23 protein-coding genes and 1 tRNA gene are annotated in these 20,287 nt (G+C 66.0%); 13 read left to right on the plus strand and 11 right to left on the minus strand.

The features are described from left to right. Positions 1-66: 66 nt before the first annotated feature. The gene (locus AAFL97_RS24535) at positions 67-669 is read right to left on the minus strand and encodes a hypothetical protein (RefSeq protein ID WP_445954466.1); all 603 of its coding nucleotides are present in this window, start codon (positions 667-669) and stop codon (positions 67-69) included. Here AAFL97_RS24535 and AAFL97_RS03615 point away from each other — a divergent pair. From AAFL97_RS03615 to AAFL97_RS03625, 3 genes are all read left to right on the plus strand, one after another. Further along, complete coding sequence (locus AAFL97_RS03615; RefSeq protein ID WP_341643748.1) at positions 638-1,909, plus strand: extracellular solute-binding protein; 1,272 nt, start codon at positions 638-640, stop codon at positions 1,907-1,909. The genes AAFL97_RS24535 and AAFL97_RS03615 overlap by 32 nt on opposite strands. A gap of 89 nt (positions 1,910-1,998) precedes the next feature. Then, positions 1,999-2,967, plus strand: a complete 969-nt coding sequence (ispB, locus tag AAFL97_RS03620; protein ID WP_341647087.1) for an octaprenyl diphosphate synthase — start codon at positions 1,999-2,001, stop codon at positions 2,965-2,967. 36 nt (positions 2,968-3,003) lie between these two features. Further along, a tRNA-Pro gene (locus AAFL97_RS03625) sits at positions 3,004-3,080 on the plus strand. Positions 3,081-3,285: 205 nt separating this feature from the next. Here the strand turns inward: AAFL97_RS03625 and AAFL97_RS03630 are convergent. Together AAFL97_RS03630 and AAFL97_RS03635 are read right to left on the minus strand one after the other, a co-directional pair. Beyond that, positions 3,286-3,720, minus strand: a complete 435-nt coding sequence (locus AAFL97_RS03630; RefSeq protein WP_341643749.1) for a TA system VapC family ribonuclease toxin — start codon at positions 3,718-3,720, stop codon at positions 3,286-3,288. Further along, the gene (locus AAFL97_RS03635; protein WP_341643750.1) at positions 3,717-3,977 is read right to left on the minus strand and encodes a DUF6364 family protein; all 261 of its coding nucleotides are present in this window, start codon (positions 3,975-3,977) and stop codon (positions 3,717-3,719) included. The genes AAFL97_RS03630 and AAFL97_RS03635 overlap by 4 nt, the downstream gene beginning before the upstream one ends. A gap of 542 nt (positions 3,978-4,519) precedes the next feature. Between AAFL97_RS03635 and petA the strand changes: the two genes are divergently transcribed. The 7 genes from petA (at position 4,520) to AAFL97_RS03670 (ending at position 9,954) form a co-directional block, all read left to right on the plus strand. Then, positions 4,520-5,113: a ubiquinol-cytochrome c reductase iron-sulfur subunit gene (petA, locus tag AAFL97_RS03640; RefSeq protein WP_263462276.1), complete on the plus strand. Its 594-nt coding sequence runs from the start codon at positions 4,520-4,522 to the stop codon at positions 5,111-5,113. Between the two features lie 106 nt (positions 5,114-5,219). After that, positions 5,220-6,023, plus strand: a complete 804-nt coding sequence (locus AAFL97_RS03645) for an electron transfer flavoprotein subunit beta/FixA family protein (protein ID WP_341643751.1) — start codon at positions 5,220-5,222, stop codon at positions 6,021-6,023. Positions 6,024-6,027: 4 nt separating this feature from the next. Then, positions 6,028-7,146, plus strand: a complete 1,119-nt coding sequence (locus AAFL97_RS03650) for an electron transfer flavoprotein subunit alpha/FixB family protein (RefSeq protein WP_341643752.1) — start codon at positions 6,028-6,030, stop codon at positions 7,144-7,146. Next, positions 7,146-8,447, plus strand: a complete 1,302-nt coding sequence (locus AAFL97_RS03655; RefSeq protein WP_341643753.1) for an FAD-dependent oxidoreductase — start codon at positions 7,146-7,148, stop codon at positions 8,445-8,447. The genes AAFL97_RS03650 and AAFL97_RS03655 overlap by 1 nt, the downstream gene beginning before the upstream one ends. Beyond that, positions 8,444-8,755: a ferredoxin family protein gene (locus AAFL97_RS03660; RefSeq protein WP_341643754.1), complete on the plus strand. Its 312-nt coding sequence runs from the start codon at positions 8,444-8,446 to the stop codon at positions 8,753-8,755. The genes AAFL97_RS03655 and AAFL97_RS03660 overlap by 4 nt, the downstream gene beginning before the upstream one ends. A 72-nt stretch (positions 8,756-8,827) precedes the next feature. Further along, entirely contained in the window at positions 8,828-9,175 is a 348-nt protein-coding gene (locus AAFL97_RS03665) for a NifB/NifX family molybdenum-iron cluster-binding protein (RefSeq protein WP_341643755.1), read from the plus strand. 92 nt (positions 9,176-9,267) lie between these two features. Next, positions 9,268-9,954, plus strand: a complete 687-nt coding sequence (locus AAFL97_RS03670; RefSeq protein ID WP_341643756.1) for an MBL fold metallo-hydrolase — start codon at positions 9,268-9,270, stop codon at positions 9,952-9,954. A gap of 51 nt (positions 9,955-10,005) precedes the next feature. Here AAFL97_RS03670 and AAFL97_RS03675 read toward each other — a convergent pair whose 3' ends face one another. Then, positions 10,006-11,355, minus strand: coding sequence for a sigma-54 interaction domain-containing protein (locus tag AAFL97_RS03675; protein ID WP_341643757.1), 1,350 nt, complete (start codon positions 11,353-11,355; stop codon positions 10,006-10,008). A gap of 580 nt (positions 11,356-11,935) precedes the next feature. On the opposite strand from AAFL97_RS03675, the gene AAFL97_RS03680 reads away from it, so the two are divergent. From AAFL97_RS03680 to AAFL97_RS03690, 3 genes are read left to right on the plus strand one after another with little or no spacing between them, the layout of a single operon-like run. Beyond that, positions 11,936-12,556 carry a ubiquinone/menaquinone biosynthesis methyltransferase gene (locus tag AAFL97_RS03680; RefSeq protein ID WP_341647088.1) on the plus strand — a complete coding sequence of 207 codons (621 nt, stop codon included), beginning with the start codon at positions 11,936-11,938 and terminating at the stop codon, positions 12,554-12,556. A gap of 52 nt (positions 12,557-12,608) precedes the next feature. Beyond that, positions 12,609-13,241, plus strand: a complete 633-nt coding sequence (locus AAFL97_RS03685; protein WP_341643758.1) for a hypothetical protein — start codon at positions 12,609-12,611, stop codon at positions 13,239-13,241. Between the two features lie 33 nt (positions 13,242-13,274). After that, positions 13,275-13,814, plus strand: coding sequence for a TlpA family protein disulfide reductase (locus AAFL97_RS03690; protein WP_341643759.1), 540 nt, complete (start codon positions 13,275-13,277; stop codon positions 13,812-13,814). A 58-nt stretch (positions 13,815-13,872) separates the two neighbouring features. Here AAFL97_RS03690 and AAFL97_RS03695 read toward each other — a convergent pair whose 3' ends face one another. From AAFL97_RS03695 to nosD, 7 genes are read right to left on the minus strand one after another with little or no spacing between them, the layout of a single operon-like run. After that, positions 13,873-14,832: a prenyltransferase gene (locus tag AAFL97_RS03695; protein ID WP_341643760.1), complete on the minus strand. Its 960-nt coding sequence runs from the start codon at positions 14,830-14,832 to the stop codon at positions 13,873-13,875. A gap of 9 nt (positions 14,833-14,841) precedes the next feature. Further along, on the minus strand, positions 14,842-15,621 hold the full coding sequence (locus tag AAFL97_RS03700) for an ABC transporter permease (RefSeq protein WP_341643761.1): 780 nt from the start codon (positions 15,619-15,621) through the stop codon (positions 14,842-14,844). Positions 15,622-15,675: 54 nt separating this feature from the next. After that, positions 15,676-16,170 carry a hypothetical protein gene (locus tag AAFL97_RS03705; RefSeq protein ID WP_341643762.1) on the minus strand — a complete coding sequence of 165 codons (495 nt, stop codon included), beginning with the start codon at positions 16,168-16,170 and terminating at the stop codon, positions 15,676-15,678. Between the two features lie 2 nt (positions 16,171-16,172). Further along, positions 16,173-17,030: an ABC transporter ATP-binding protein gene (locus AAFL97_RS03710; RefSeq protein WP_341643763.1), complete on the minus strand. Its 858-nt coding sequence runs from the start codon at positions 17,028-17,030 to the stop codon at positions 16,173-16,175. A gap of 32 nt (positions 17,031-17,062) precedes the next feature. Further along, on the minus strand, positions 17,063-18,055 hold the full coding sequence (locus AAFL97_RS03715; protein WP_341643764.1) for a NapH/MauN family ferredoxin-type protein: 993 nt from the start codon (positions 18,053-18,055) through the stop codon (positions 17,063-17,065). Then, the gene (locus AAFL97_RS03720) at positions 18,036-18,899 is read right to left on the minus strand and encodes a 4Fe-4S dicluster domain-containing protein (protein WP_341643765.1); all 864 of its coding nucleotides are present in this window, start codon (positions 18,897-18,899) and stop codon (positions 18,036-18,038) included. Before AAFL97_RS03720 ends, AAFL97_RS03715 begins: the two co-directional genes overlap by 20 nt. Then, the gene (nosD, locus tag AAFL97_RS03725) at positions 18,896-20,284 is read right to left on the minus strand and encodes a nitrous oxide reductase family maturation protein NosD (RefSeq protein ID WP_341643766.1); all 1,389 of its coding nucleotides are present in this window, start codon (positions 20,282-20,284) and stop codon (positions 18,896-18,898) included. Before nosD ends, AAFL97_RS03720 begins: the two co-directional genes overlap by 4 nt. Between the last annotated feature and the right edge of the window lie 3 nt (positions 20,285-20,287).

Here is a 20,287-nt window from a genome sequence, read left to right on the forward strand (position 1 = left end):
AATGGGAGCAGATGCGGGGAAAGTGCGGATGATAAGCCCTGCAGCCCGCCAGGGGCAGTGGCGCCGCTACTGTGCGGGTGCCGCGGCGTCGTCCGGGGAGGCGGCCGTGCCGGGCGTGGCCTGCTGCTGGGCACCCGGCACCAGCCTCGATGGAACGGTGTCGAGCTTGTGCTCCATCATGTAATCGTTCATGTCCCGCCAGCCGGTGAATACCGCTGCCTTCTCGGACGATGGGTTGAGCGCGTAGCAGTCTTCGAGCGAGCGCCCGGCATGGCGGCAGGCGCTGCCGACCGCACGTCCCTCCGCGTCCTTCGCTGCCTGTTCGCGTGCTGGGTTGGGAATTTCCAGCAACTCGCCGAGGACGTCGCAGCCGGCGGTCATCGTCAGCGAGGCGGCGAGCAGGAGTCTCGCGAATGTGCGTTTCGCAGGTGCGGAAGGCAGGGCGTGTCGGTGCATGGCTGGTCGGAATGGGCACGGGCTATGGCAGGGTTTAACGGCATCGTCCGCCATATCTTGAAGGCCTGGCGCGAAGGCGTGCGATGTTGCGTCAACAACATCGAGGAGCGCTCTATAATTCTTCGGTTGACCGGTTTTTGCCACCCTTCTTTTCCCGCCGTTTTCCTTTTGCGCCAGGTCCATGAATACCAAACGTTTCAAGACGACAGTCATTGCCTTTGCCGCCCTTCTGTCCGGTGTTGCCATGCCTGCGGCGCAAGCGGATGCCGGCCTGCAGATCCAGCTCTTCCATCGGCTGCCCGAAAGCAAGGCGGTGGCGCTGCAGGAGCTGGTCGAGCGCTTCAACGCACAGGAAAAGAACGCCAGGGTGGTGCTGTCCGATGCGGACTGGCGCAGTGCAGCGCCGCACATGCTGATCCTCGAAGGCGAGGACGAAGAAGCCTTCGTCTCCGGCAAGCCGCGCTACAAGGCGCTGCACGCGCTGATGAAGGACGCCGGAGTGCCCCTGCAGACGCTGCGTCCGCCCGCGATGATGACGCGCACTCCGGTCAATGCCAAGGGCCAGTTGCTTGCGCTGCCGGTCGGCTTGTCGACCCCGGTGCTGTTCCTCAACCGCGAGGCCTTGCGCAAGGCGGGGGTGAACGCGGAAGCGCCTTCGGTGGCGACCTGGTTCGAACTGCAGGAAACGCTCGGCCGCCTGGCCGATACCGGCCATGCCTGCCCCTACACCGTGGCCGAGCCGGGCCGCGTGATGGTCGAGAACCTGAGTGCCTGGCACAACCAGCCCGTCGCCAAGGCCCAGGGCAAAGGCAAGGCGCTGACGATGGCGCCGTCCTTCAACGGCATGTTCCAGGTCAAGCACGTGGCGATGATGGCGAGCTGGTCGCGGGCGCGCTATCTGCATGTCTTCGAGCAGAACAGCGAAGCCGAGCAGCGCTTCGCGAGCGGCGATTGCGCGGTGATCGCAGCGTCGTCGTCGAGCTGGGCCGATTTCCGCCGCCAGGGCAAGGTCGATGTCGCGGTGTCGCGCCTGCCGTATTACGACGATTTCCCCGGCGCGCCGCAGAACACCATTGCCGACGGTCCTGCGCTGTGGGCCTCCGCGGGCAAGAAACCGGCCGAATACAAGGCGGTCGCGCGTTTCATCGCGTTCTGGCTGGAGCCGCAGAACCAGGTCGCCTGGCAGCGCGAGACCGGCTACCTGCCGCTGAACCGCGCCGGCCTGCTGGCATCGACCAGCGAACTGCTGGGCGACGACCTCGACAATGTGCGCGTGGCCGTCGAGCAGCTCACCAACAAGCCGGCCACGGCCGAATCCGGCGCCCAGCCGGTGGTCGAGCGCGAGCGCGTGCGCCGCATCCTCGACGAGGAGCTTGCCGGCGTGTGGGCCGACAGCAAGGCCGCCAAGGAAGCGCTGGACAACGCCGTGGCGCGCGCCTTGGCCAGCCACTAGCACGGCGCCGGCAGCAGGTCGCCCGCGCGGCTTGACGCGAGTCGACGCGGGCGCCTACCATCCAGGCTTTTTCCGCCAGCGTGTCCGCCTTGTCCGTCAAGCAGCTTTTTGCGCCGATCGCCGCCGACATGCAGGCGGTGGATGCGGCCATCCGCAGCCGTCTCCATTCAGACGTGGTCCTGATCCGCCAGGTTGCGGAATACATCATCCATAGCGGCGGCAAGCGCCTGCGTCCCGCGCTGGTGTTGTTCACCGCCGGGGCGATGGGCTACCGGGGAACGCACCACCACGAACTGGCTGCGGTCGTGGAGTTCATCCATACCGCGACGCTGCTGCACGACGACGTCGTCGACGAATCCGACCTGCGCCGCGGCAACAAGACCGCCAACGCCATGTTCGGCAACGCGGCCTCGGTGCTGGTGGGCGATTTCCTCTACACCCGCGCCTTCCAGATGATGGTCGGGGTGGACAACATGCACGTGATGCGTGTGCTGGCCGACGCCACCAACATCATCGCCGAAGGCGAAGTCCTCCAGTTGCTGAACTGTCATAACGCGGATGTCCTCATCGAGGATTATCTGCGTGTGATTCGCTACAAGACCGCCAAGCTGTTCGAAGCCGCCTCCCGCCTGGGCGGCATCGTCGGCGGCGCGGACGAGGATACCGAGCAGCGCCTCGCCGCATTCGGCATGCACCTCGGCACCGCTTTCCAGCTCATCGACGACGTGCTCGACTATTCCGCGGACGAAGCCGATACCGGCAAGCACCTCGGCGACGACCTGGCCGAAGGCAAGCCCACGCTGCCGCTGATCCATGTCATGAGTCACGGCACGCCCGAACAGGCCGCGCTGGTGCGTGGCGCCATCGAGAACGGCGGCCGTGACGATTTCGCCGCCGTGCTGGCAGCGATCAAGACCACCGGTGCGCTGGAAGAAACCCGCGGCTACGCCGAAGCCGAAGTCCGGCTGGCGATCGACGCGATTTCGGTGCTGCCCCCTTCCATTTTCAAGGACGCGCTGCTACAATTGTCCCACTTTGCAGTTGAGCGAAATCACTGATATATTGGTGGGCTTCGCAAGGCAGCAAACAAGTGTCGGGGAATAGCTCAGCCTGGTAGAGCACTGCGTTCGGGACGCAGGGGCCGGAGGTTCGAATCCTCTTTCCCCGACCAGAAATATCTAAGAAAACGCCCAAGTGATCGACTCACTTGGGCGTTTTTCATTTGGAATGGCCATCGAGCATCGAGCATGACCATGTGGGGACGGCGCAAGGCGGCTTGTGCAATCTGCTGGAACGCTAGCTTGGTGGCGCAGTCGCCATTCACCGTGGGCTCGACTGATCCAGACGGTGTCGGTGATGTCCTCGGCGGACGATTATCAGCCCTTGAGCACGGTGACCATGCTTGGCTTGAGAAGCTTGCGAAAGCCTTTGTCGAAGGTCACCAGGCGCAGGTGATGGTAGTGCGCGGCGGCAGCGATCCAGGCGTCCGGGATGGCGTTGCCGGTCAGCTTGTGCTGAGCGCACAAGGCGATGAAATATGGCCATTCATTCCTCAGTGGCAACATGCTGACACCGGGGGCACCGAGGAGGGCGGCGAGGAAGGCTTGGGCATTCGGCAGCGGCGTGGGCTGAACGAATACCCGGGGGTGAGTGACCAGCCGCAGGAAGCCTGATGCAACCATGGGCAGGACGGCCAGCGATGTATTCGTTTCGCTGTCGGCAATGGCCTGCTCCAGCCAGGTGAGCGCTGGCGCATGATGGGGGTGGTCCTGCCGTGAGGCGGCAACCAGGATATTGACGTCGGGCGTCACTGCGGGTCATCCAGGTCGTCGATGGCATCCAGAATGGCCTGGTGACTGCGGGCGTCCTGGATGGCGGATTGCAAGCCGCCTTGACCAGCAAACACGGGCAGGTGGATGTGCTTCCCGCTGTTCCCCGGTTTGGCTGCAGCGCGCAGGCGGGCAGCCAGGCCTTCCTCTATCAGGCGGGTGAGACTGGTGTGTTCGCGTGCCGCCAGTTGCTTGGCCTGCTTGAGCAGGTTGTCGTCGATGTCGAGTGTGGTGCGCATGGCGACCTCTTCAGTGCAGATTTCTGCATAGGCTATCAGATTTCGGGCTGTGCCCGAGTTTCGCGAGTCCCAACGCGAGGCCCGACAAGATGATCGCGGTCGGACGGATCGACTGAATTTTGAGGCGATGTGTGCGTGTTTTTCCTACGCGCATGCTGTGTGTGATCGCCTCCCTCTCGGCCGATGTCAGTACCTGGTTGAATTTCATCGGGCGTTGAAAAAGACGAAACCGTTGGAAGAGGCCAGGGTGCGTGTCGTACGGCAGTTGCCCATGGCATAGCTGTCAGTTCGGCTGGCAGCATTGGCAGTAAATGGCAGGCGCTAAGCGCAGCCCTGTTGGCAATATCCCCTGTTTCCCGCCCGTTTCGCGCCTTCTCGTCCGTGGCACGCGGATTGCAATGGAATGATCGAAGCAAGGCCGCCGGCCAAATTCCTGCCTGAGCCGTTCCCTCTTCGGCCCACCCCCCGGCAGAGTTTGCTGGATTGGATCGCGTGTTTCCCGGTCTTGCTTCTTTTTTGTTTCGTTGCCGGGAGAGCAGTCGATGTCCGAATATCTCGAAGACCGCCGCAAGCTGCTGGCTGCCACTGCGGGTGCAGGGGCTGTTGCGGCGGCTGCGACTGCGGTTCCTTTCGTTGCCAGCCTGACGCCGTCGAGCCGCGCCCAGGCGGCCGGGGCGCCGGTCGAAGCCGACGTCGGCAAGCTGGCGGCGGGTGAAATGATGACCGTGGAGTGGCGGGGCAAGCCGGTGTGGATTCTGCGCCGCACGCCGGAGATGCTGGCCGCGCTGGAAGGCCATGAGCAGCGCCTTGTCGATCCTGCCTCGGCGGAAAAACAGCAGCCCGAGTACGCCGCCAATCGTCATCGTTCGATCAATCCCGAATTTCTCGTCGTGATCGGCATCTGCACGCACCTCGGCTGCTCGCCGTCGGAGAAGTTTGCGCCGGGCACTGCGCAAGGGATGCGGGAGGACTGGCCGGGCGGCTTTCTGTGCCCTTGCCATGGCTCGATCTTCGATCTGGCCGGGCGTGTCTACCTCAGCCAGCCGGCGCCGACCAATCTCGAAGTGCCGCCTTACCAGTGGCTGTCGGAAGCCGTGGTCCGGATCGGTGACGACGGCAGCGGTGATTCTGCGTGATGAGGGCCGGGGCGATGAGTCTGCCGTCGAATCCTTGCAAACGGGACTGAATGCCATGCACATCGCCGTCTGCATAAAACAGGTTCCGGACAGCGCGCAGATTCGCGTGCATCCGGTCACGAACACGATCATGCGGCAAGGCGTGCCGACCATCGTCAATCCCTACGACCTGTTCGCGCTCGAGGAGGCGCTGCGGATCAAGGATCGTACCGGTGCCCGGATCACCGTGCTGACGATGGGGCCGGCCCAGGCCGAGGAGGCGCTGAGGAAGTGCCTTTCCCTCGGTGCGGATGAGGCCATCCTGATCACCGACAAGGTGTTCTCCGGTGCCGACACCCTTGCCACCTCCTATGTGCTGGCGGCTGCGCTGAAAACGCTGGATGCGCGGACGCCGGTCGATCTGATCTTCACCGGCAAGCAGACCATCGACGGCGACACCGCCCAGGTCGGTCCCGGCATTGCGATCCGGCTCGGCTGGCAGTTGCTGACCTACGTGTCGAAGATCCGCGAGCTGGAGCCGGCGGCGCGGCACATCGTCGTCGACCGCAGGGCCGAAGGCGGTGTGCAGGTGCTGAAGTCGGCGCTGCCCGCGGTGGTGACCATGCTGGAGGGCAGCAACGAACTCCGCTTCGCCGACATGCCCGGCATGTTCAGGGCGGCGCGCCAGGAAGTGCAGCGCTGGAACCGCGACAGCATCGGCGTGGAGCTTGCCCAGGTCGGGCTGAAGGGCTCGCCCACGGTGGTCGCCCAGGTCTTCGGTCCCAGGCCCAAGGCGGTCAAGGCGCTGCGCATCGACGGCGACACCCTGGATGCGATCGCCGAAGCCTTCGTCGACAAGCTGTTCGCCGATCATCCGCATCTCGAGGACGCCATGCTCGAACATCTGGAACTGCTCGGCCAGCAGGAGTGAAGCCATGAGCGACTCACTCGACACCGCCGCCAAGCCGATCAAGAAACCCAAGCGCGTCCTGCCCGAACGCTTCAAGTCCTACAAGGGCGTGTGGGTCTTCATCGAGCACGAGCACGGACACGTGCACCCGGTGTCCTGGGAACTGCTCGGCAAGGGGCGCGAACTGGCCGACAAGCTGGGCGTGGAGCTGGCCGGCGTGCTGCTGGGCGGCATGGGCGAGGCGGTGAGGAAGCTGGCCGAGGAAGCCGGTGCCCACGGCGCCGAGCTATGCTACCTGGCCCGGCATCCGGTGCTCGAGGATTACCGCAACCAGCCCTACACCACGGGGCTGACCGAACTGGTCGACACTTACCAGCCGGAAATCCTGCTGCTCGGCGCCACCACGCAGGGGCGCGATCTGGCCGGTTCGGTCGCGACCACGCTGCTGACCGGCCTGACCGCGGACTGTACCGGGCTGGACATCGACCCCAGCGACCGTTCGCTGCTGTCGAGCCGCCCGACTTTCGGCGGCAGCCTGATGTGCACCATCGTCAACCTGGCGACGCGGCCGCAGATGGCCACGGTCAGGCCGCGGGTGATGGCGATGCCTGCGCGCCAGCCGGGCCGCCTGCCGCGCGTCGTCGAGCACGGCCTGAAGCTGGACGAGTCCGCGGTCGTCACCAAGGTGCTGGATTTCATCCCGGACGCCCGCGCCGACAAGCCGCAGTTGCCGTTCGCCGATTTCATCGTCGCCGGCGGCCGGGGCCTGGCCAAGCCGGAGAACTTCGCCCTCGTGACCCGCCTGGCGAGCACCATCGGCGCCGAGGTGGGCGCTTCCCGCCCGGCGGTGCATGCCGGCTGGGCCGACGTCGAACGCCAGGTGGGCCAGTCGGGCAAGACCGTGCGGCCCAAGCTCTACATCGCCGCCGGCATCTCCGGCGCGGTGCAGCACCGGGTCGGCATGGAGGGTGCGGACGTCATCGCCGGGATCAATCCCGATCCGCGGGCGCCGATCTTCGATTTCGCCAACTACGCCCTGATCGGCAGCGCCGCCGAATTGCTGCCCGCACTCGAACGCGCCTTCGCCCGGCGCCTGGCCGAGGCGCGGGCGCGGCGGGCGCAGGCGGCGGAGGAGACGGTGTGATGGAGAAATTCGACGTCATCGTCGTCGGCGCCGGCCCGGCCGGCAATGCCGCGGCCTACACCCTCGCGCGCGGGGGACTGTCCGTGCTCCAGCTCGAACGCGGCGAATCGCCGGGGACCAAGAACGTCCAGGGCGCGATTCTCTACGCCGATGCGCTGGAGAAGATCATTCCCGACTTTCGCGACTCGGCGCCGCTCGAACGGCATGTCACCGAACAGCGGATGTGGCTGCTCGACGAGAACCAGACCTGTACCGGCGTCAGCCACCGCGACGCGCGCTTCTCGCAGCAGCCGTACAACCGCTACACCATCATCCGCGCACGCTTCGACCGCTGGTTCTCCGAGCAGGTCAAGCGTGCCGGTGCGCTGGTGATCTGCGAGACCACGGTGACCGGCCTGCTCAAGGACGACGCCGGCAAAGTCATCGGCGTGCGCACCGAGCGCGCCCAGGGCGACATCCTGGCCGACTGCGTGATCCTCGCCGATGGCGCCAACGCGCTGCTCGGCGAGCGTGCCGGCCTGCGCCCCGCGATCGAGGCAGAGGACATGGCGCTGGTGGTGAAGGAGGTGCTGTTCCTGCCAAAGGAAATCCTGGAAGCACGCTTCAACATCAGCGGCACCCAGGGCGTGGTCATCGAGATCGCCGGCAACGTCACCCACGGCATGGTCGGCACCGGCTTCCTCTACACCAACAAGGATTCGATCGCGATCGGCATCGGCTGCATGCTGGGCGACATGAAGCGGCAGCAGCTCACGCCTTACCAGTTGCTGGAAGGGCTGAAGCGCCACGCTGCCGTACAGCCCCTGATCGACGGCGCCGAGATGAAGGAGTACTCCGCCCATCTGATCCCCGAAGGCGGTTACCACGCCTTGCCGCAGCTTTACGGCGAAGGCTGGCTGGTGGTCGGCGACTCGGCCGGCTTCGTCAATGCAGTGCATCGCGAAGGCTCGAACCTGGCGATGACCTCGGGGCGCATCGCCGCGGAGACGCTGATCGCGCTGCGCCAGGCCGGCAAGCCGTTCAGCGCCGCCAATCTGGCGGGATACAGACAGGGGCTGGACGAAAGTTTCGTGATGGCCGACCTGAAGAAGTACCAGGGCGTGCCGGCGCTGTTCCACCAGAACCCGCACATCCTCGACCTGTATCCGCGTTTCGTCGGTGATGCCGCGCGGGAAATCCTGACGGTCGACGGCGCACCCAAGCGCGACAAGCAGAAGAAGATCCTCGGCGAACTGGCGCGCAGGCGCTCCCTGCTCGGCCTGCTGGGCGATGCCTACAAGTTCTGGAGAGCCTTCCGATGAACATGCTTGCCGAACCCCTGCTGCCCAGTGTCAACGTGGAAGAAAAGCTCTTCCAGGATCGCTATCGCGTCGATGTCGGCAGGCCGCACATCAAGCTCCGTGACGCCGCGGTCTGCACGGCGTGCGTCGCCAAGTCCTGTACCGTGTGCTGCCCCGCCGGCTGCTGGCGCGCTGCCGAGGGCGGCGGCATCGACCTCGTCGTCGATGGCTGCCTCGAATGCGGCACCTGCCGGCTGGTGTGCGACGAAGCCAATGTCGACTGGAACTACCCGCGGGGTGGTTTCGGCATCCTCTTCAAGTTCGGATGATCGGCGCGATGGCCAAGCCGGCCGGCAAGGAATGAAAGGAGCGCACGGGCGCTCGGTCGAGGAGTCTTCCCGATGAAAGTTGCGATCACCAGCCAGAACCTGCGCACCGTCACCGCGCACGCAGGCAGGGCGCACCGTTTCCTGATCTACGATATCCGTTGCCCCTGTGCCCCCCAGGAAATCGAGCCGCTGGATCTGCCCGAGGAAATGGCTTTCCATTCCTTTCACGGCGGTCGCCATCCGATCGATGGCGTCACGGCGATCATCACCGGCAGCGCGCAGGACGATTTCGTCTCGCACATGGCACAACGCGGTATCGAGGTCGTCTGCAGCGCTGAGGAGAATCCCCTGCAGGCCGTGCATGACTACATCCAGGGCATCGTCAAGCCGCCGAAAGTTTTCGTCCGCAAGCGCGCTTGAACCCGCCTGTTCATGCCTATCCCGCAGTTGCGCCAGGCCGGGCAGATGCCATGGACCGTCGTTGCGGGACCAGGAGCAGGGAGGCCGTTTCGATGCATGCCAAGGTTAATCCGCTGCAGTTCAGGCCGATCGAGGGGCTGCAAACGGGATTGATCGGCTATCTGCTGGCAGACCTGATCGACAGGGCTGCGGTGGTCATCGATCCGCCGCGTGGGCAGACCGAATTGATTCTCGCCCTGACCGAAGAGCGTGGCGTCGAGCTGAAACACGTCCTTCGCACCCATGCCCATGTGGCCGATGCCGATGCATGCGAAGAATTGTGCGGCCGCACCCGCGCCAGCCTGCTTTCGGGCGATGAGGTCGACACGGCCGGCATGCCGGCGGCGCGCTTGCGCCGCGTCGCGCACGGGGCGACGCTTTCGTTCGGCACAGAGACGATCGGTGTGATCGGCACGCCCGGACGCACGCCCGGCAGCCTGAGCTACCTTTGGCGCGACCGCCTCTTTTGCGGCGATGTCTTCGATCTGGACGGCTGTGCCGCCCATGACAGCGAGGCAGATCCGGGGAGGCTGTTCGATACCCTGATTCGGCGTGTTTTCGTCCTGCCGGAAGAAACCCTGGTATTTCCCGCCCATCCGATCAAGGCGCGCCGGGTCGCAACGCTGGACGAATTGAGGATGCGCTTCGCGTCCGTGCTGCGGCACGGCCGGGAAGCCTTCATTACCGACATGGCCGCGCGGAGAGCGATGAACTCCGCCGGCCGCGATCCCATGCCATGAGCAGCCGGGTTCCGCCGGCGTTGTCGACGCTGGTGGTCGACGGGGCCGGTCTCAGTTTGCAGCGTGGTCCAGGCCGAGCGCTCGCAGCCGGCGATAAAGCGTGCGCTCGCTCAAACCCAGCTTGCGTGCCAGATCCCGACGGCTGCCACGGTGGCCGCGTACCGCCTGAATCAGCGCCTGGCGCTGGATTTCGCCGAGATCGAGCCCCGCTGCCGTTTCCATCGCGCTTTCCTGGCGCGCGTACGCAGCTTCGGGCGGTTCGCCCGGGTTGCGGACCTCTTCGGCAAGATGTTCGAGGTCGATCAGTTCTCCGTCGCACATCAGGCTGGCACGTTCCAGCACGTTGCGCAGTTCGCGCACATTGCCGGGGAAGGGATAGGCGGACAAGGCCCGCAAGGCCGCCGGCGACAGGCTCAGCCGGCGGTGTGGCGCCACCCGCTCGAGCAGCGAAGCCACCAGCAGCGGCAGATCCTCGCGCCGCTCGCGCAGCGGCGGCACGACGATCGGAAAGGCATTGATGCGGAAGTACAGATCCTGGCGGAAGCCACCGTCGCGGATCATCTGTCGCAGCGGACGATGCGTGGCCGAGACGAGGCGCACGTCGGCATGGCGCAGTTCCGTCGAGCCGACCCTGCGGTAAGTGCCGGTTTCGAGCAGGCGCAAGAGCTTGACCTGCATGCTCAGCGGAATGTCGCCGATCTCATCGAGGAACAGCGTGCCGCCGCTGGCCGCCTCCACCAGCCCCTGCTTGCGCGCGACCGCGCCGGTGAAGGCGCCGCGCTCGTGGCCGAAGACTTCGCTCTCGAACAGGGTTTCCGGCAGGCCGGAGCAATCCACCACGACGAAAGGCGCCTCCGCCCGGCTGCTGGCCGCATGTACTGCACTGGCGACGAGTTCCTTGCCGGTACCCGACTCGCCCTGCAGCAGCACGCTGGCCTCGGACGGCGCCACTCTCATCACCATTTCGAGCATGCGCTGGAATGCCGGTGCGCGCCCGATCAGTCCCTGATGGCCCGTCGCGCCCCGCGCGACCTGCATCGGCTCCATCTTCTCGATGAACCAGGCAATCTCGCCCTCCGCATCCCGGATCGGAGAAAGTTCGATGGTGACGTATTCTTCCCCGCGCGGCGTGTGGTGCAGGTGGAGCATCTTTTCGCGCTGCCCCGACTGCAGGCTCTTTGCCAGCGGACAGGACTCTCCCGCGCGATCGCATGGAACACTGTAATGGTGGGATACGTCGTAGCAGGTTCGTCCGACCACGCTCTGCCTGTCGGGATACGCGCGGCGATATGCCGCATTCGCGGCGATGATCCGGTAATCCCGGCCGCACAGGATATGCGGTTCCAGCAAAGTCTCCATGAACGAAATCAATTCGGGCAGAGGGCGCGACGCGGGGCTCATTGGGATGCCGCCATGACGGAACGGAGAGTTCGATTCTGCCATAAGGACAGAGGCTCCGCCTGATTCATCGAGTGGGCTCCATGCCGTATTGCAGGCTTTTCGATTTGCCGCGGTGCGAGACCGGTATTCGGCATTCAGGATGCGAGCCGAGGAGAATGGCCCGCGGAATCAATCCGGAATTGTCTGCCGCCTTTGCCGGGGTGCCGTTCCATCGCTTTTCCATTCGAGTCATGGACTGCCATCGCATATGGACTGCCATCCATGGCGGTCGATGGCAGCCACCCGGAAGGTGGCCGAGACCCTCGATAAGGCTGGAAAGGCTTGCGCGGCTTGAGACAGGCGCCTCTTCTGGCACCCGAGGAAAAATGGCACGGCATTTGCTGCTCGGCTGCTGGGCAGCCCTGCGATGCCGCGGAGGCTGGAAATACCGGATTCCCTCGGACAGGGTTCGAATGTGTTGATGAATGGCGATAGCGGCAAGGCGATGGATTCGACTTTCGGCCGGCAGCCGGTGACGGCGGACGAGCGCAAGAAAAGGATTCGCCGGGTGTTCGACGATGTCGCGGCGCGTTACGACCTGATGAACGACCTGATGAGTTTCGGCATCCATCGCCTGTGGAAGCGCCGCCTGGCGGCGGATCTGCCCGGGCGTGGCCTGTTCGTGGATCTGGCGGGCGGCACCGGCGATGTGGCAGCCCTGCTGATGCGCGGTGCGGGGCGGCAAGTGCTGGTGATCGATCCGTCGATGCCGATGATGAATGAAGGACGCAGGAAGCATGAGGCGATGCCGATCCGCTGGCTTGCCGGCGAAGCCGAGCAACTGCCGCTGCCGGACGCTTCGGCCGACGGGCTCGCGGTTGCCTTCGGATTGCGCAACGCGACCTGCCTGGAGGCCGCTCTGGCCGAAACGGTGCGTGTGCTCAAGCCGGGCGGCGTCTTTGCCTGCCTGGAGTTTTCCCGTCCGCTGAAATGGCTCCGGCCTTTCTACGAGCCGTATTCCTTCCATGTCATCCCGCGTCTCGGCGCCTGGGTGGCAGGAAATCCGGCGGCCTACCGGTACCTGGTCGAATCGATCCGGAACTTCCCCGATCAGCAAGGCTTTGCCGCGATGCTGGAAGCTGCCGGGCTTGCCGCCGTCGGCTGGCGCAATCTGAGTTTCGGCATTGCCTGCATCCACCGCGGCATCAAGCCGCCGGCCTGAAATCTTTCCGGCCGGAGCCAGGCCGACATGGCCGCAGCAGAAAGGTCTTCTCATGAAGCATTCCCGACTGGTTTTTCTCCTTGCCGTGCTGGCAGCGTTCCGCGTATTGGCGCAGCAGGGCGCGGCGGACCTGCCGCCGGCATCGGCGGAAGCGAAGATCGCCAGAGGCCTGATGCTCGAACATGAAGGGCGCCGCTTTCTGGCGCCTTGCCGGCATCGCAGCTACCTGAACGTGGAGGACGTCTCCGATGGCGGGAAAGTGCTCGCCGCCCTGAAGGCGTTCGGCCTGGCACCGGGGCGCAGCCTGTACGTCGAGCTGCTCGCCGTCGAGCGGGGCGGATCATTGCAGGTTTCGGGGATCAACTTCGTCCATACGGCGGCCCGCTGCCTGAGCGAAATCGGCGATGAGGCTGGCTGGCGTGCAGTGGGGTTGCAATCCGATTGGGAAGCCGTTGCCGGTGCCGGCAGGCTTCGTGTCGAGCGTATCGGCAAGCCGGTATTGCAGTTCGAGTATGGGGCGATCGAGCACGAGGGTGAGCGGTACCGCATCGCAGCGCCGGGTGCGAGCCTGAATCTTGCACAGGGCCTGTGTCGACTCGCTGACGGCAGCGCGCTGACGGGCTGGCAGGCGACGCTGGTGCTGGAAGAGGGCGACACCCTGCAGGGCTGTGCGTGGGAGCGCTGAGCGAGCGCGCAATCGATTCGATGGAGCATGATCATGATGAAGAAAATTGTCGCCGTCCTGTGCCTGGGCTTCACCGCCTGTGCCCAGGCTGCGGAGGGGATCGAGACGAAGGCCTTCTTCGCGTCCACCCTGGTGGGGGTCGATGGACGGGCGGTACCGATGGAGCAGTTTCGCGGCCGTCCGCTCGTCGTCAACTTCTGGGCGCGCTGGTGCGGTCCCTGCCGCGAGGAGATCCCCGAACTGGTTCGGCTGCAAGGGGAACAGGCCGCGGATGGCATCGAAGTCATCGGCGTGGCGCTGGAGGACGATGCCGGGCGCGTGCGCGATTTCGCCAGGGCCTATGACATGAGCTATCCGGTCGTGCTTGCGGCCAGGGACGGCATCGCGCTGATGAAGACGCTGGGCAACGACAAGGCCGGACTGCCTTTCACGGTGTATATCGGCCGCGACGGGTCGCCGGTCGGCAGCAAGCTGGGCGTGGTGCGCAGGGCCGATCTCGACGCCGCGGTCCAGACCCTGCTGCAGGGAGTCGGCAGCGTCCTCGGTCTGGCGCCACGGAAAGTGCAGTGCTGAGCGCATGCGGGCACGGCGCGCGGAAGCACGGGGCCAGGCCGGCGGCGTGGAGCATGCTTCATGCGAACAGCCGCGACACCGCCAGGCCTGCAGCCAGCAGCACGCCGGACAGGTTGGCCGCGGCGATGGTGTCGCGGATCGGCGGCACCAGGCGGGACGGATGTCCGGCGTCGGCCATCAGGCTGCGCGCGGCGCGGACCGACAGGACGACCGGCAGCAGGGCCACGGTGGCGCTGGCCGGCAAGGCACCGGCGATCAGCGCGCCGAGCAGCCACAGGTAGGCGAGGGCAACCAGCATTGCATAGCCGCGGCTGGCGGCCTGCGGCCCGAGGCGCACGACCAGGGTGCGCTTGCCGGCCGCTTCGTCCGCCCGGCGGTCCGGAAACTGGTTGATGTACAGGATGGCCGCCACCAGCAGGGCGAACGGCAGCCCGGCCACCAGCGGCAGCGCCGCCAGCTCGCCGCGCTGCACGTAGTCGGTGCCGAGCGCCACCAGCAGCCAGCCCGCGGTGATCGCGGCTTCGCCCATGCCGCGCGACATCAGCTTGAAGGGGGGCGCGGAATAGGCCCAGGCCACGAGCAGGCCCGTCAGGCCGATCACGACCAGGCCGGGGCCCGACCCGATCGTCAGCCACAGGCCGCCGGGAACCACCGCCGCCAGCAGCAGGTAGCCGAAGCGGCGCATCTCGGCCAGGCTCAGGTAGCCGTTCTGGATGAAGCGGCTGCCGCCGGTATAGGGGTGGAGCAGCTCGGTGTTGAGGGCATCGCTGCCATTGAGCGCATCGAAATAATCGTTGATGACGTTTGCGCCCGCATGGGCGACGAGGGCGAACAGCAGGGTGACCAGCGCCCTGGCGAAATCGATGGCGAGCCCGTCGGCCGCTGCCGTGCCCAGGCCGATCAGCGAGCCGGCGAAGGTCACGGTCAGGAAGGCAGGCCGCGTCGCCGCGAGATAGCGCGTGAATGCGTTCCTGAATGGATCGCGCAGGGGCGCACGGAGGGATTCGTCGTCGTTCATGGGGTGAGATCAGGGCAGGTCGCCGCGGCGGAAGATCAGGAAGCCGAGCGCGGCGCTCGCCACCCCGAGTGCGGCCGGGTAGGCGACCGCGAACAGCTTGTAGCCGTCGGCGCCGAAGATGTCGAGGATCACGTAGGCGGAAGGGCCGAGCACGATCAACTGCGGGTCGAACATCGACAGCGCGGCGGTGCGGAAGGCCTGCAGCGGGTTGGCGAGTGCGATCGTGACCGCGAGCTCCGGGGAGATGCGTTCCTGGATCATCACGCCGAGCAGGATCAGGTCGAGGAAGAGCAGGAAGCCCAGCCATGTCAGGAAGGCCGCACCCTGGGCGACGTCGGTGCTGCGCGCGATCGAGGAAATCAGCATGCCGAAGCCGAGGAAGCACAGCGCCATGGCCGAGATCAGCGCCGTGTAGTAGGCGAACATGTCCCAGGGCACCTCGATGTCCTGTACCGCGGCCCAGGCCACGGCGAGCAGCATGGCACCGAACACCGGCAGGAAGATCACGATGTAGCGGCCGGCGAACTTGCCCCAGAACCAGGCCCACAGCGATACCGGCAGCGACAGCAGGTACTCGAACACGCCCGCCTCGCGGTCGCCGGCGACCGAGCGGACGGTGGTGATCAGCACGAAGATCGGCAGGATCGCCATCGTCAGTTGAATGTAGGTGACGAGCAGGCGCGACAGGCCGATGAAGCCGAGCACGCGCGATTCGGTGAGGCCGAAGAGGAAGAGCAGGGCGACGATGCCGCCGAACACCAGCGAGGTAGATCTGGAACCAGCGCGCACGGAGCGACTCGACGATGTCCAGACGGGCGGTGAGCCAGAACTGTTTCATGAGCCTCACCTTCCCCTTGCCAGTATCTGCCTGCGTACCTCGTCGTAGCCCATGCTTTCGGCCTCGGCGGCCGTCCCGATCGCGGCGCTGTTGTAGCCCATCGGCGAACTGCGGGCGACGTAGCGCACCTTGCGCGGGTCGTGCCAGATCATCTGCTCGCGGCTCCTGCTGTCGAAGTCGGCCACCCACATGCGGGTGGCTTCATCCGCCATCCAGGGGAATTGCTCGCGCTTTTCCTCCAGCCAGAAGATCAGGCAGCCGATGTCGTCGAACTTGAACGCCATGTTCTTGGGGCCGCCGCGCAGCTGCGCGGCGAAGCGGCGGTCGGAGATCGTCATGTTGCAGCGCGAGCAGGTGTCGCGGTCCCAGACGATGGCTTGCATGCCCTCGGGCCACTTGTCGCCGGTGCCGCAGCCCGACAGCGCGGCGGCGAGCGGCGTGAGCAGGAGTCCGCCTGTCGCCAGGCGCGCGATGAGTCGACGTCGATGCGGGTTGCACATGGTCAATGGGTCCTTTCGGTCATGTCCAGGCTGCTGACCAGCCCGGTATAGCGGGAGACGACACCGAGGAAGCGCAGGCGGTCGGCACCGGCGATCTCGCCGCTCCAGGCGGCCTCGCCGGCGTCGAAGGCGAATTTCCAGCCTGCCAGGGCCTTGGCGATCGCGGGATCGGGATGCTTGAGCCTGATGCGGCAGTCGAGCCGGCTGGACAAGGCACCGGGCTCGGCGACCTTGTCGTCGAGCACGATGCGCCCGGTGTCCATCTCGATCACCCTGTTCACCAGCGCGGAAACCTCGTCGAGCCGATGGCTGGAGATGATCATCGTCGCCGCCTGGGCACGTTCGGCGAGCAGGTCGAAGAAGATCTTGCGCGCCTCGGGGTCGAGGTTGGCGGCCGGTTCGTCCATGATCAACAGTTTCGCGTCGCGGCCGAGCGCGATCGCGATCAGCAGCTTCTGTTTCATGCCGCCCGACAGGCGGACGAACTGGCGCGAGCGGATGGCATCGACGTCGAGCCCCAGTTGGCGCGCGATGTCGTCGATGCGCGCCGGTGCCTTACCGCACAGGCCGGCGGCAAAGTCGATCAACTGGCCGGCCGGCATTCTCAGCGGCGGCGGCAGCTGCGGCACGAAGCCGATGCCGGCGAGCACCGCGGCACGATCGCGCCGCGGGTCGGCGCCGCCGATGCGGACTTCGCCGTCATGGACATACTCGCCGAGCAGGCAGCGGATCAGCGTCGTCTTGCCGGCGCCGTTCGAGCCGATCAGCGCGATGCGTTCGCCGAGGGCGAGCTCGAACGAAAGGCCGTCGAGTACCCGCGTGCCGCGAAAGGTCTTGCGGACGTTCTCCAGTCGGATCATGTGTCGTCTCCCGTCATGTGTCGGGGCCTGGCTCAAAGCAGCCTGGACAGACCCTTGATGTCGAAGCGCAGCGAACCGGTCGGACACGCGTCCACACACAGGCCGCAGCGGGTGCAGTCGGGGCCGAGCGGCACTTCCGGTTCGACCGCGCGGCCCTTGATGACGGTGTCGAGCACGTGGGGCACCAGGCAGACCTTGCGGCAGTCGCCCTCGTGGAAACAGTTCTCGAGGCTGTATACGATGCGGACCGGCGAAACGATGCCGACGACGCCGTAGGTGAGTCCGATCGGGCAGGCGTAGCGGCACCAGGCACGGCGCGAGAAGAAGACTTCGAACACGAGCAGGGCCAGCACCCACAGCAGCGACAGCCCGACACCGTAGATCAGCGCACGCGACAGGATGCCGGTGGGCGAGATGGCCTCGAACACGGTGTAGCCGGTGACGACGGCGAGCGCCGCGAACACGATCCAGAACACCGTGCGCAGGCGGCGATCGATCGGCTGGTCGGTGACGAGCTTCTTCTTCGCCAGATAAAGGTGGATCTTCTCCGCCCACTCGGCCACGAGGTGATAGGGGCAGACCCAGGAGCAGAAGGTCCGGCCGCCGAGCAGCCCCCACAGCAGCAGCACCGTGGCGGTGCCGATCAGCAGGTTGGTGATGATGTGCTTGTGGGCGAGCATCACCTGCAGCGCCGAATTGAGGTCGGCCATGTGGAAGCCGACGAAGCGCGACGCGGTCAATGCGCCTTCGAGCACCTGGATGTCGAGCTGGTAGGAGAGCACGAACAGCAGGTTGGCGAAGATCAGCGCCGCCCAGCGCCGGTTGCGCCACTTGTGGCTGGGTTTTTCGTGTGCCCGGCGATGCTTGAGCTGGCCGATCTCGTCGCGGTTGTTCTTCTTGTAGAAGTGGATCTTTGCGCCGCCGGCGAGATCTCCCTGGGCTTTTCGGGTTCCTTGCCGAACATCGCCTTGATTTGGTCGAGGTAGCGGCGGGTCAGCAGCTTGCTCATGATGTCCACACCTCACGCGGAACGATGGTGATGGAGGCGGGCTCGGTCGGGCAGATCATCTCGCACACGCCGCAGCCGACACAGTTCTCGTGCACGATCGGGCGCGCGCGCGTCCTGCCGTCGGGGCCGGTGAATTTCTCCAGCGAGATCGCACCGGCGATCGGGCATTCGCGCATGCACAGGTCGCACAGCGCAAGGTCGTAGGGATGCTCCGCGATTCCGATCGGCTTCCAGCGATCGACCTCGGCGTAGCGCATCCTGCCCTTGAAGCCGGGGCCGCGGGCCTGGCCCTTGAAACCTTCGCCCTTCATCGCCAGACAGGAATCCGGGCGGACCAGGCGCGCCACGCCCATGCGCTCGGTCATGTTGAGCGTGGGCTCGGGGTCGTTCATCTTGGCGATCAGGGTCGGCTTCTGCGGCAGCGCCGCGCCCTCGCGCACCGGCAGGAAATCCGGCTTGTGGTAGGTCAGCGAGCCGGTCGGACAGGCGAGGATGCATTGCACCGCGTCGCAGGAGAAGTCGCAGGCCTGCTCGCGGGCATCGATATAGGGGGTGCCGACGCCGAAGCCGTCGATCAGGTCGGCGAGCCTGATCGCGTTGACCGGACACACCTGCACGCACTGGCCGCACTTGATGCAGGACTGCAGGAACTCCTTTTCGTCGAGCGCGCCGGGTGGGCGCAGGCGCTTGCTGCGGGCATGGAGCAGCGGCAGGTAGCCGGACAGGCCGGCGCCGAGCACGCCGCCGGTGAGCAGGATCGTGCGCAGGGCCTTGCGCCGGCCCTGGCGCTTGCGCTCGCGCGAAACCGGCGCGCCGCCCTTGGCGGCAGCGGCAGCCGGAGCCTTGGTGTCGTCGCTCATGATGCGTCTCCTCCGATGCGCCGTGCGGGCCTCGTGTAGAGCGGTTGCTCGTCCCGTGCCTGCAGCTCGGGGGCCGAGAAGGGGGCGAGGCGCTCGAGGAAGTCGAGCAGCTCGAGGACGGGCGATGTCTTGAAGAAGCGTGCGTTCGGAATCTCCATCCAGATCCGGTCGGCGTAGGCGTATTCCTCGTGCGGGGTGTCGCCGCGGCCGTCGCCGTCGCGGTCGAAGCCTTGATAGGTGTCGAAGTAGTTGCCTTGCCACCTGTTCTTCGTGCCTTCGCCGCGTCCCCGGCCGGCCTGGAAGACGTCGGTGAGGTTGCCTTCGAAGCTGTTGCCGAGCATCTCGTTGCCGCCCAGCTCGCTGGTGAGCTGGATGGCGATGCCGTTGAAGGCGAAGCGGTTGCCGACGAAGCGGATCGTGGTGTCGGGCTGGAAGGGCGACAGATCGGAGCCCACGCCCACGGCGCAATAGACGATCTCGTTGTCCTCGATCAGGATGTCCGAGGACTCCTTGAAACCGAGGCCCATGCCGGTGGCGCCGGTGGCGTGCGAGATGATGTTGTTTCTCGCCACGCCGCCTTCCATGTACATGAAGTAGATGCCCACCGCGTTGTCGTGGAAGCGGTTGCCTTCGACGACGTTGTGGTTGGCGAACATGAAATGGATCGAGTAGCGGCTGCGCCGGCCTTCGTTGCCGCGGTAGATGTTGCGGTGCGAGTACCAGGCCACCATGTCGCGGGTGTCGGTGACGAGGTTGTTCTCGATCAGGTTGTCGTGGCTGTACCACAGGCGGATGCCGTCGCCGCGCACGCCGAGTTCGGCGTCCTTCGAGCGCACCCTGTTGTCGCGGATGACGTTGTGGTCGGCCTGCTTGAGGTCGATGCCGAACAGGCAGTCGGCGATGTTCAGCTTCTCGACCAGATTGCCGTGGCCGCGGATGTTCAGGCAGGTGTCGTCGGCGTCGTGCGAGTCGCCCGAGCCGGTGATCGTGAGATTGCGCAGCGTGGCCTCGTTGGTTTCGAGCACGAACACCGTGCCCTTGTCGCCGCCGTCGATGACGACCTCGCCTTCGCCCTCGATCGTCAGGCGCTTGCGGAGCTGCACCGGGCCGGCGTAGTGCCCTGCCGGAACCCGGAGCACGCTGCCCGCGGGCGCCTTGTCCACTAGCTCCTGAAAAGGCTGCAGGCCGTGGATGCGCTTGTGTCGCATGTAGAGCGGGATCAGTTCGGCCGGCTTATGGACATCGACGCGCGGCGCGGTCGAGAAGTCGGCGCCGGCGCCCGGGCCGCGGACCGGGTCTTCGTCGTCGGATGCCCGGGCCTGGGCCGCGGGCAGGGCCAGGACCGCGGCTGCGGCCAGTACGGTCAGGCGGTGAAGGGCGCGCACGGG

Origin of the sequence: Thauera sp. SDU_THAU2, assembly GCF_038260575.1 — a bacterium.
GTDB lineage: Bacteria > Pseudomonadota > Gammaproteobacteria > Burkholderiales > Rhodocyclaceae > Thauera.

Bases quoted from the DNA above. Each gene is read 5' to 3' on its own strand.
- AAFL97_RS03615 (WP_341643748.1), top strand. From the start codon at position 638: ATGAATACCAAACGTTTCAAGACGACAGTCATTGCCTTTGCCGCCCTT.
- AAFL97_RS24535 (WP_445954466.1), bottom strand. From the start codon at position 669: ATGACTGTCGTCTTGAAACGTTTGGTATTCATGGACCTGGCGCAAAAG.
- AAFL97_RS03635 (WP_341643750.1), bottom strand. From the start codon at position 3,977: ATGCGCACCACACTCGACATCGACGACAACCTGCTCAAGCAGGCCAAG.
- petA (WP_263462276.1), top strand. From the start codon at position 4,520: ATGTCCGAATATCTCGAAGACCGCCGCAAGCTGCTGGCTGCCACTGCG.
- AAFL97_RS03650 (WP_341643752.1), top strand. From the start codon at position 6,028: ATGAGCGACTCACTCGACACCGCCGCCAAGCCGATCAAGAAACCCAAG.
- AAFL97_RS03655 (WP_341643753.1), top strand. From the start codon at position 7,146: ATGGAGAAATTCGACGTCATCGTCGTCGGCGCCGGCCCGGCCGGCAAT.
- AAFL97_RS03660 (WP_341643754.1), top strand. From the start codon at position 8,444: ATGAACATGCTTGCCGAACCCCTGCTGCCCAGTGTCAACGTGGAAGAA.
- AAFL97_RS03665 (WP_341643755.1), top strand. From the start codon at position 8,828: ATGAAAGTTGCGATCACCAGCCAGAACCTGCGCACCGTCACCGCGCAC.
- AAFL97_RS03670 (WP_341643756.1), top strand. From the start codon at position 9,268: ATGCATGCCAAGGTTAATCCGCTGCAGTTCAGGCCGATCGAGGGGCTG.
- AAFL97_RS03675 (WP_341643757.1), bottom strand. From the start codon at position 11,355: ATGAGCCCCGCGTCGCGCCCTCTGCCCGAATTGATTTCGTTCATGGAG.
- AAFL97_RS03680 (WP_341647088.1), top strand. From the start codon at position 11,936: ATGAACGACCTGATGAGTTTCGGCATCCATCGCCTGTGGAAGCGCCGC.
- AAFL97_RS03685 (WP_341643758.1), top strand. From the start codon at position 12,609: ATGAAGCATTCCCGACTGGTTTTTCTCCTTGCCGTGCTGGCAGCGTTC.
- AAFL97_RS03690 (WP_341643759.1), top strand. From the start codon at position 13,275: ATGATGAAGAAAATTGTCGCCGTCCTGTGCCTGGGCTTCACCGCCTGT.
- AAFL97_RS03695 (WP_341643760.1), bottom strand. From the start codon at position 14,832: ATGAACGACGACGAATCCCTCCGTGCGCCCCTGCGCGATCCATTCAGG.
- AAFL97_RS03705 (WP_341643762.1), bottom strand. From the start codon at position 16,170: ATGTGCAACCCGCATCGACGTCGACTCATCGCGCGCCTGGCGACAGGC.
- AAFL97_RS03710 (WP_341643763.1), bottom strand. From the start codon at position 17,030: ATGATCCGACTGGAGAACGTCCGCAAGACCTTTCGCGGCACGCGGGTA.
- AAFL97_RS03720 (WP_341643765.1), bottom strand. From the start codon at position 18,899: ATGAGCGACGACACCAAGGCTCCGGCTGCCGCTGCCGCCAAGGGCGGC.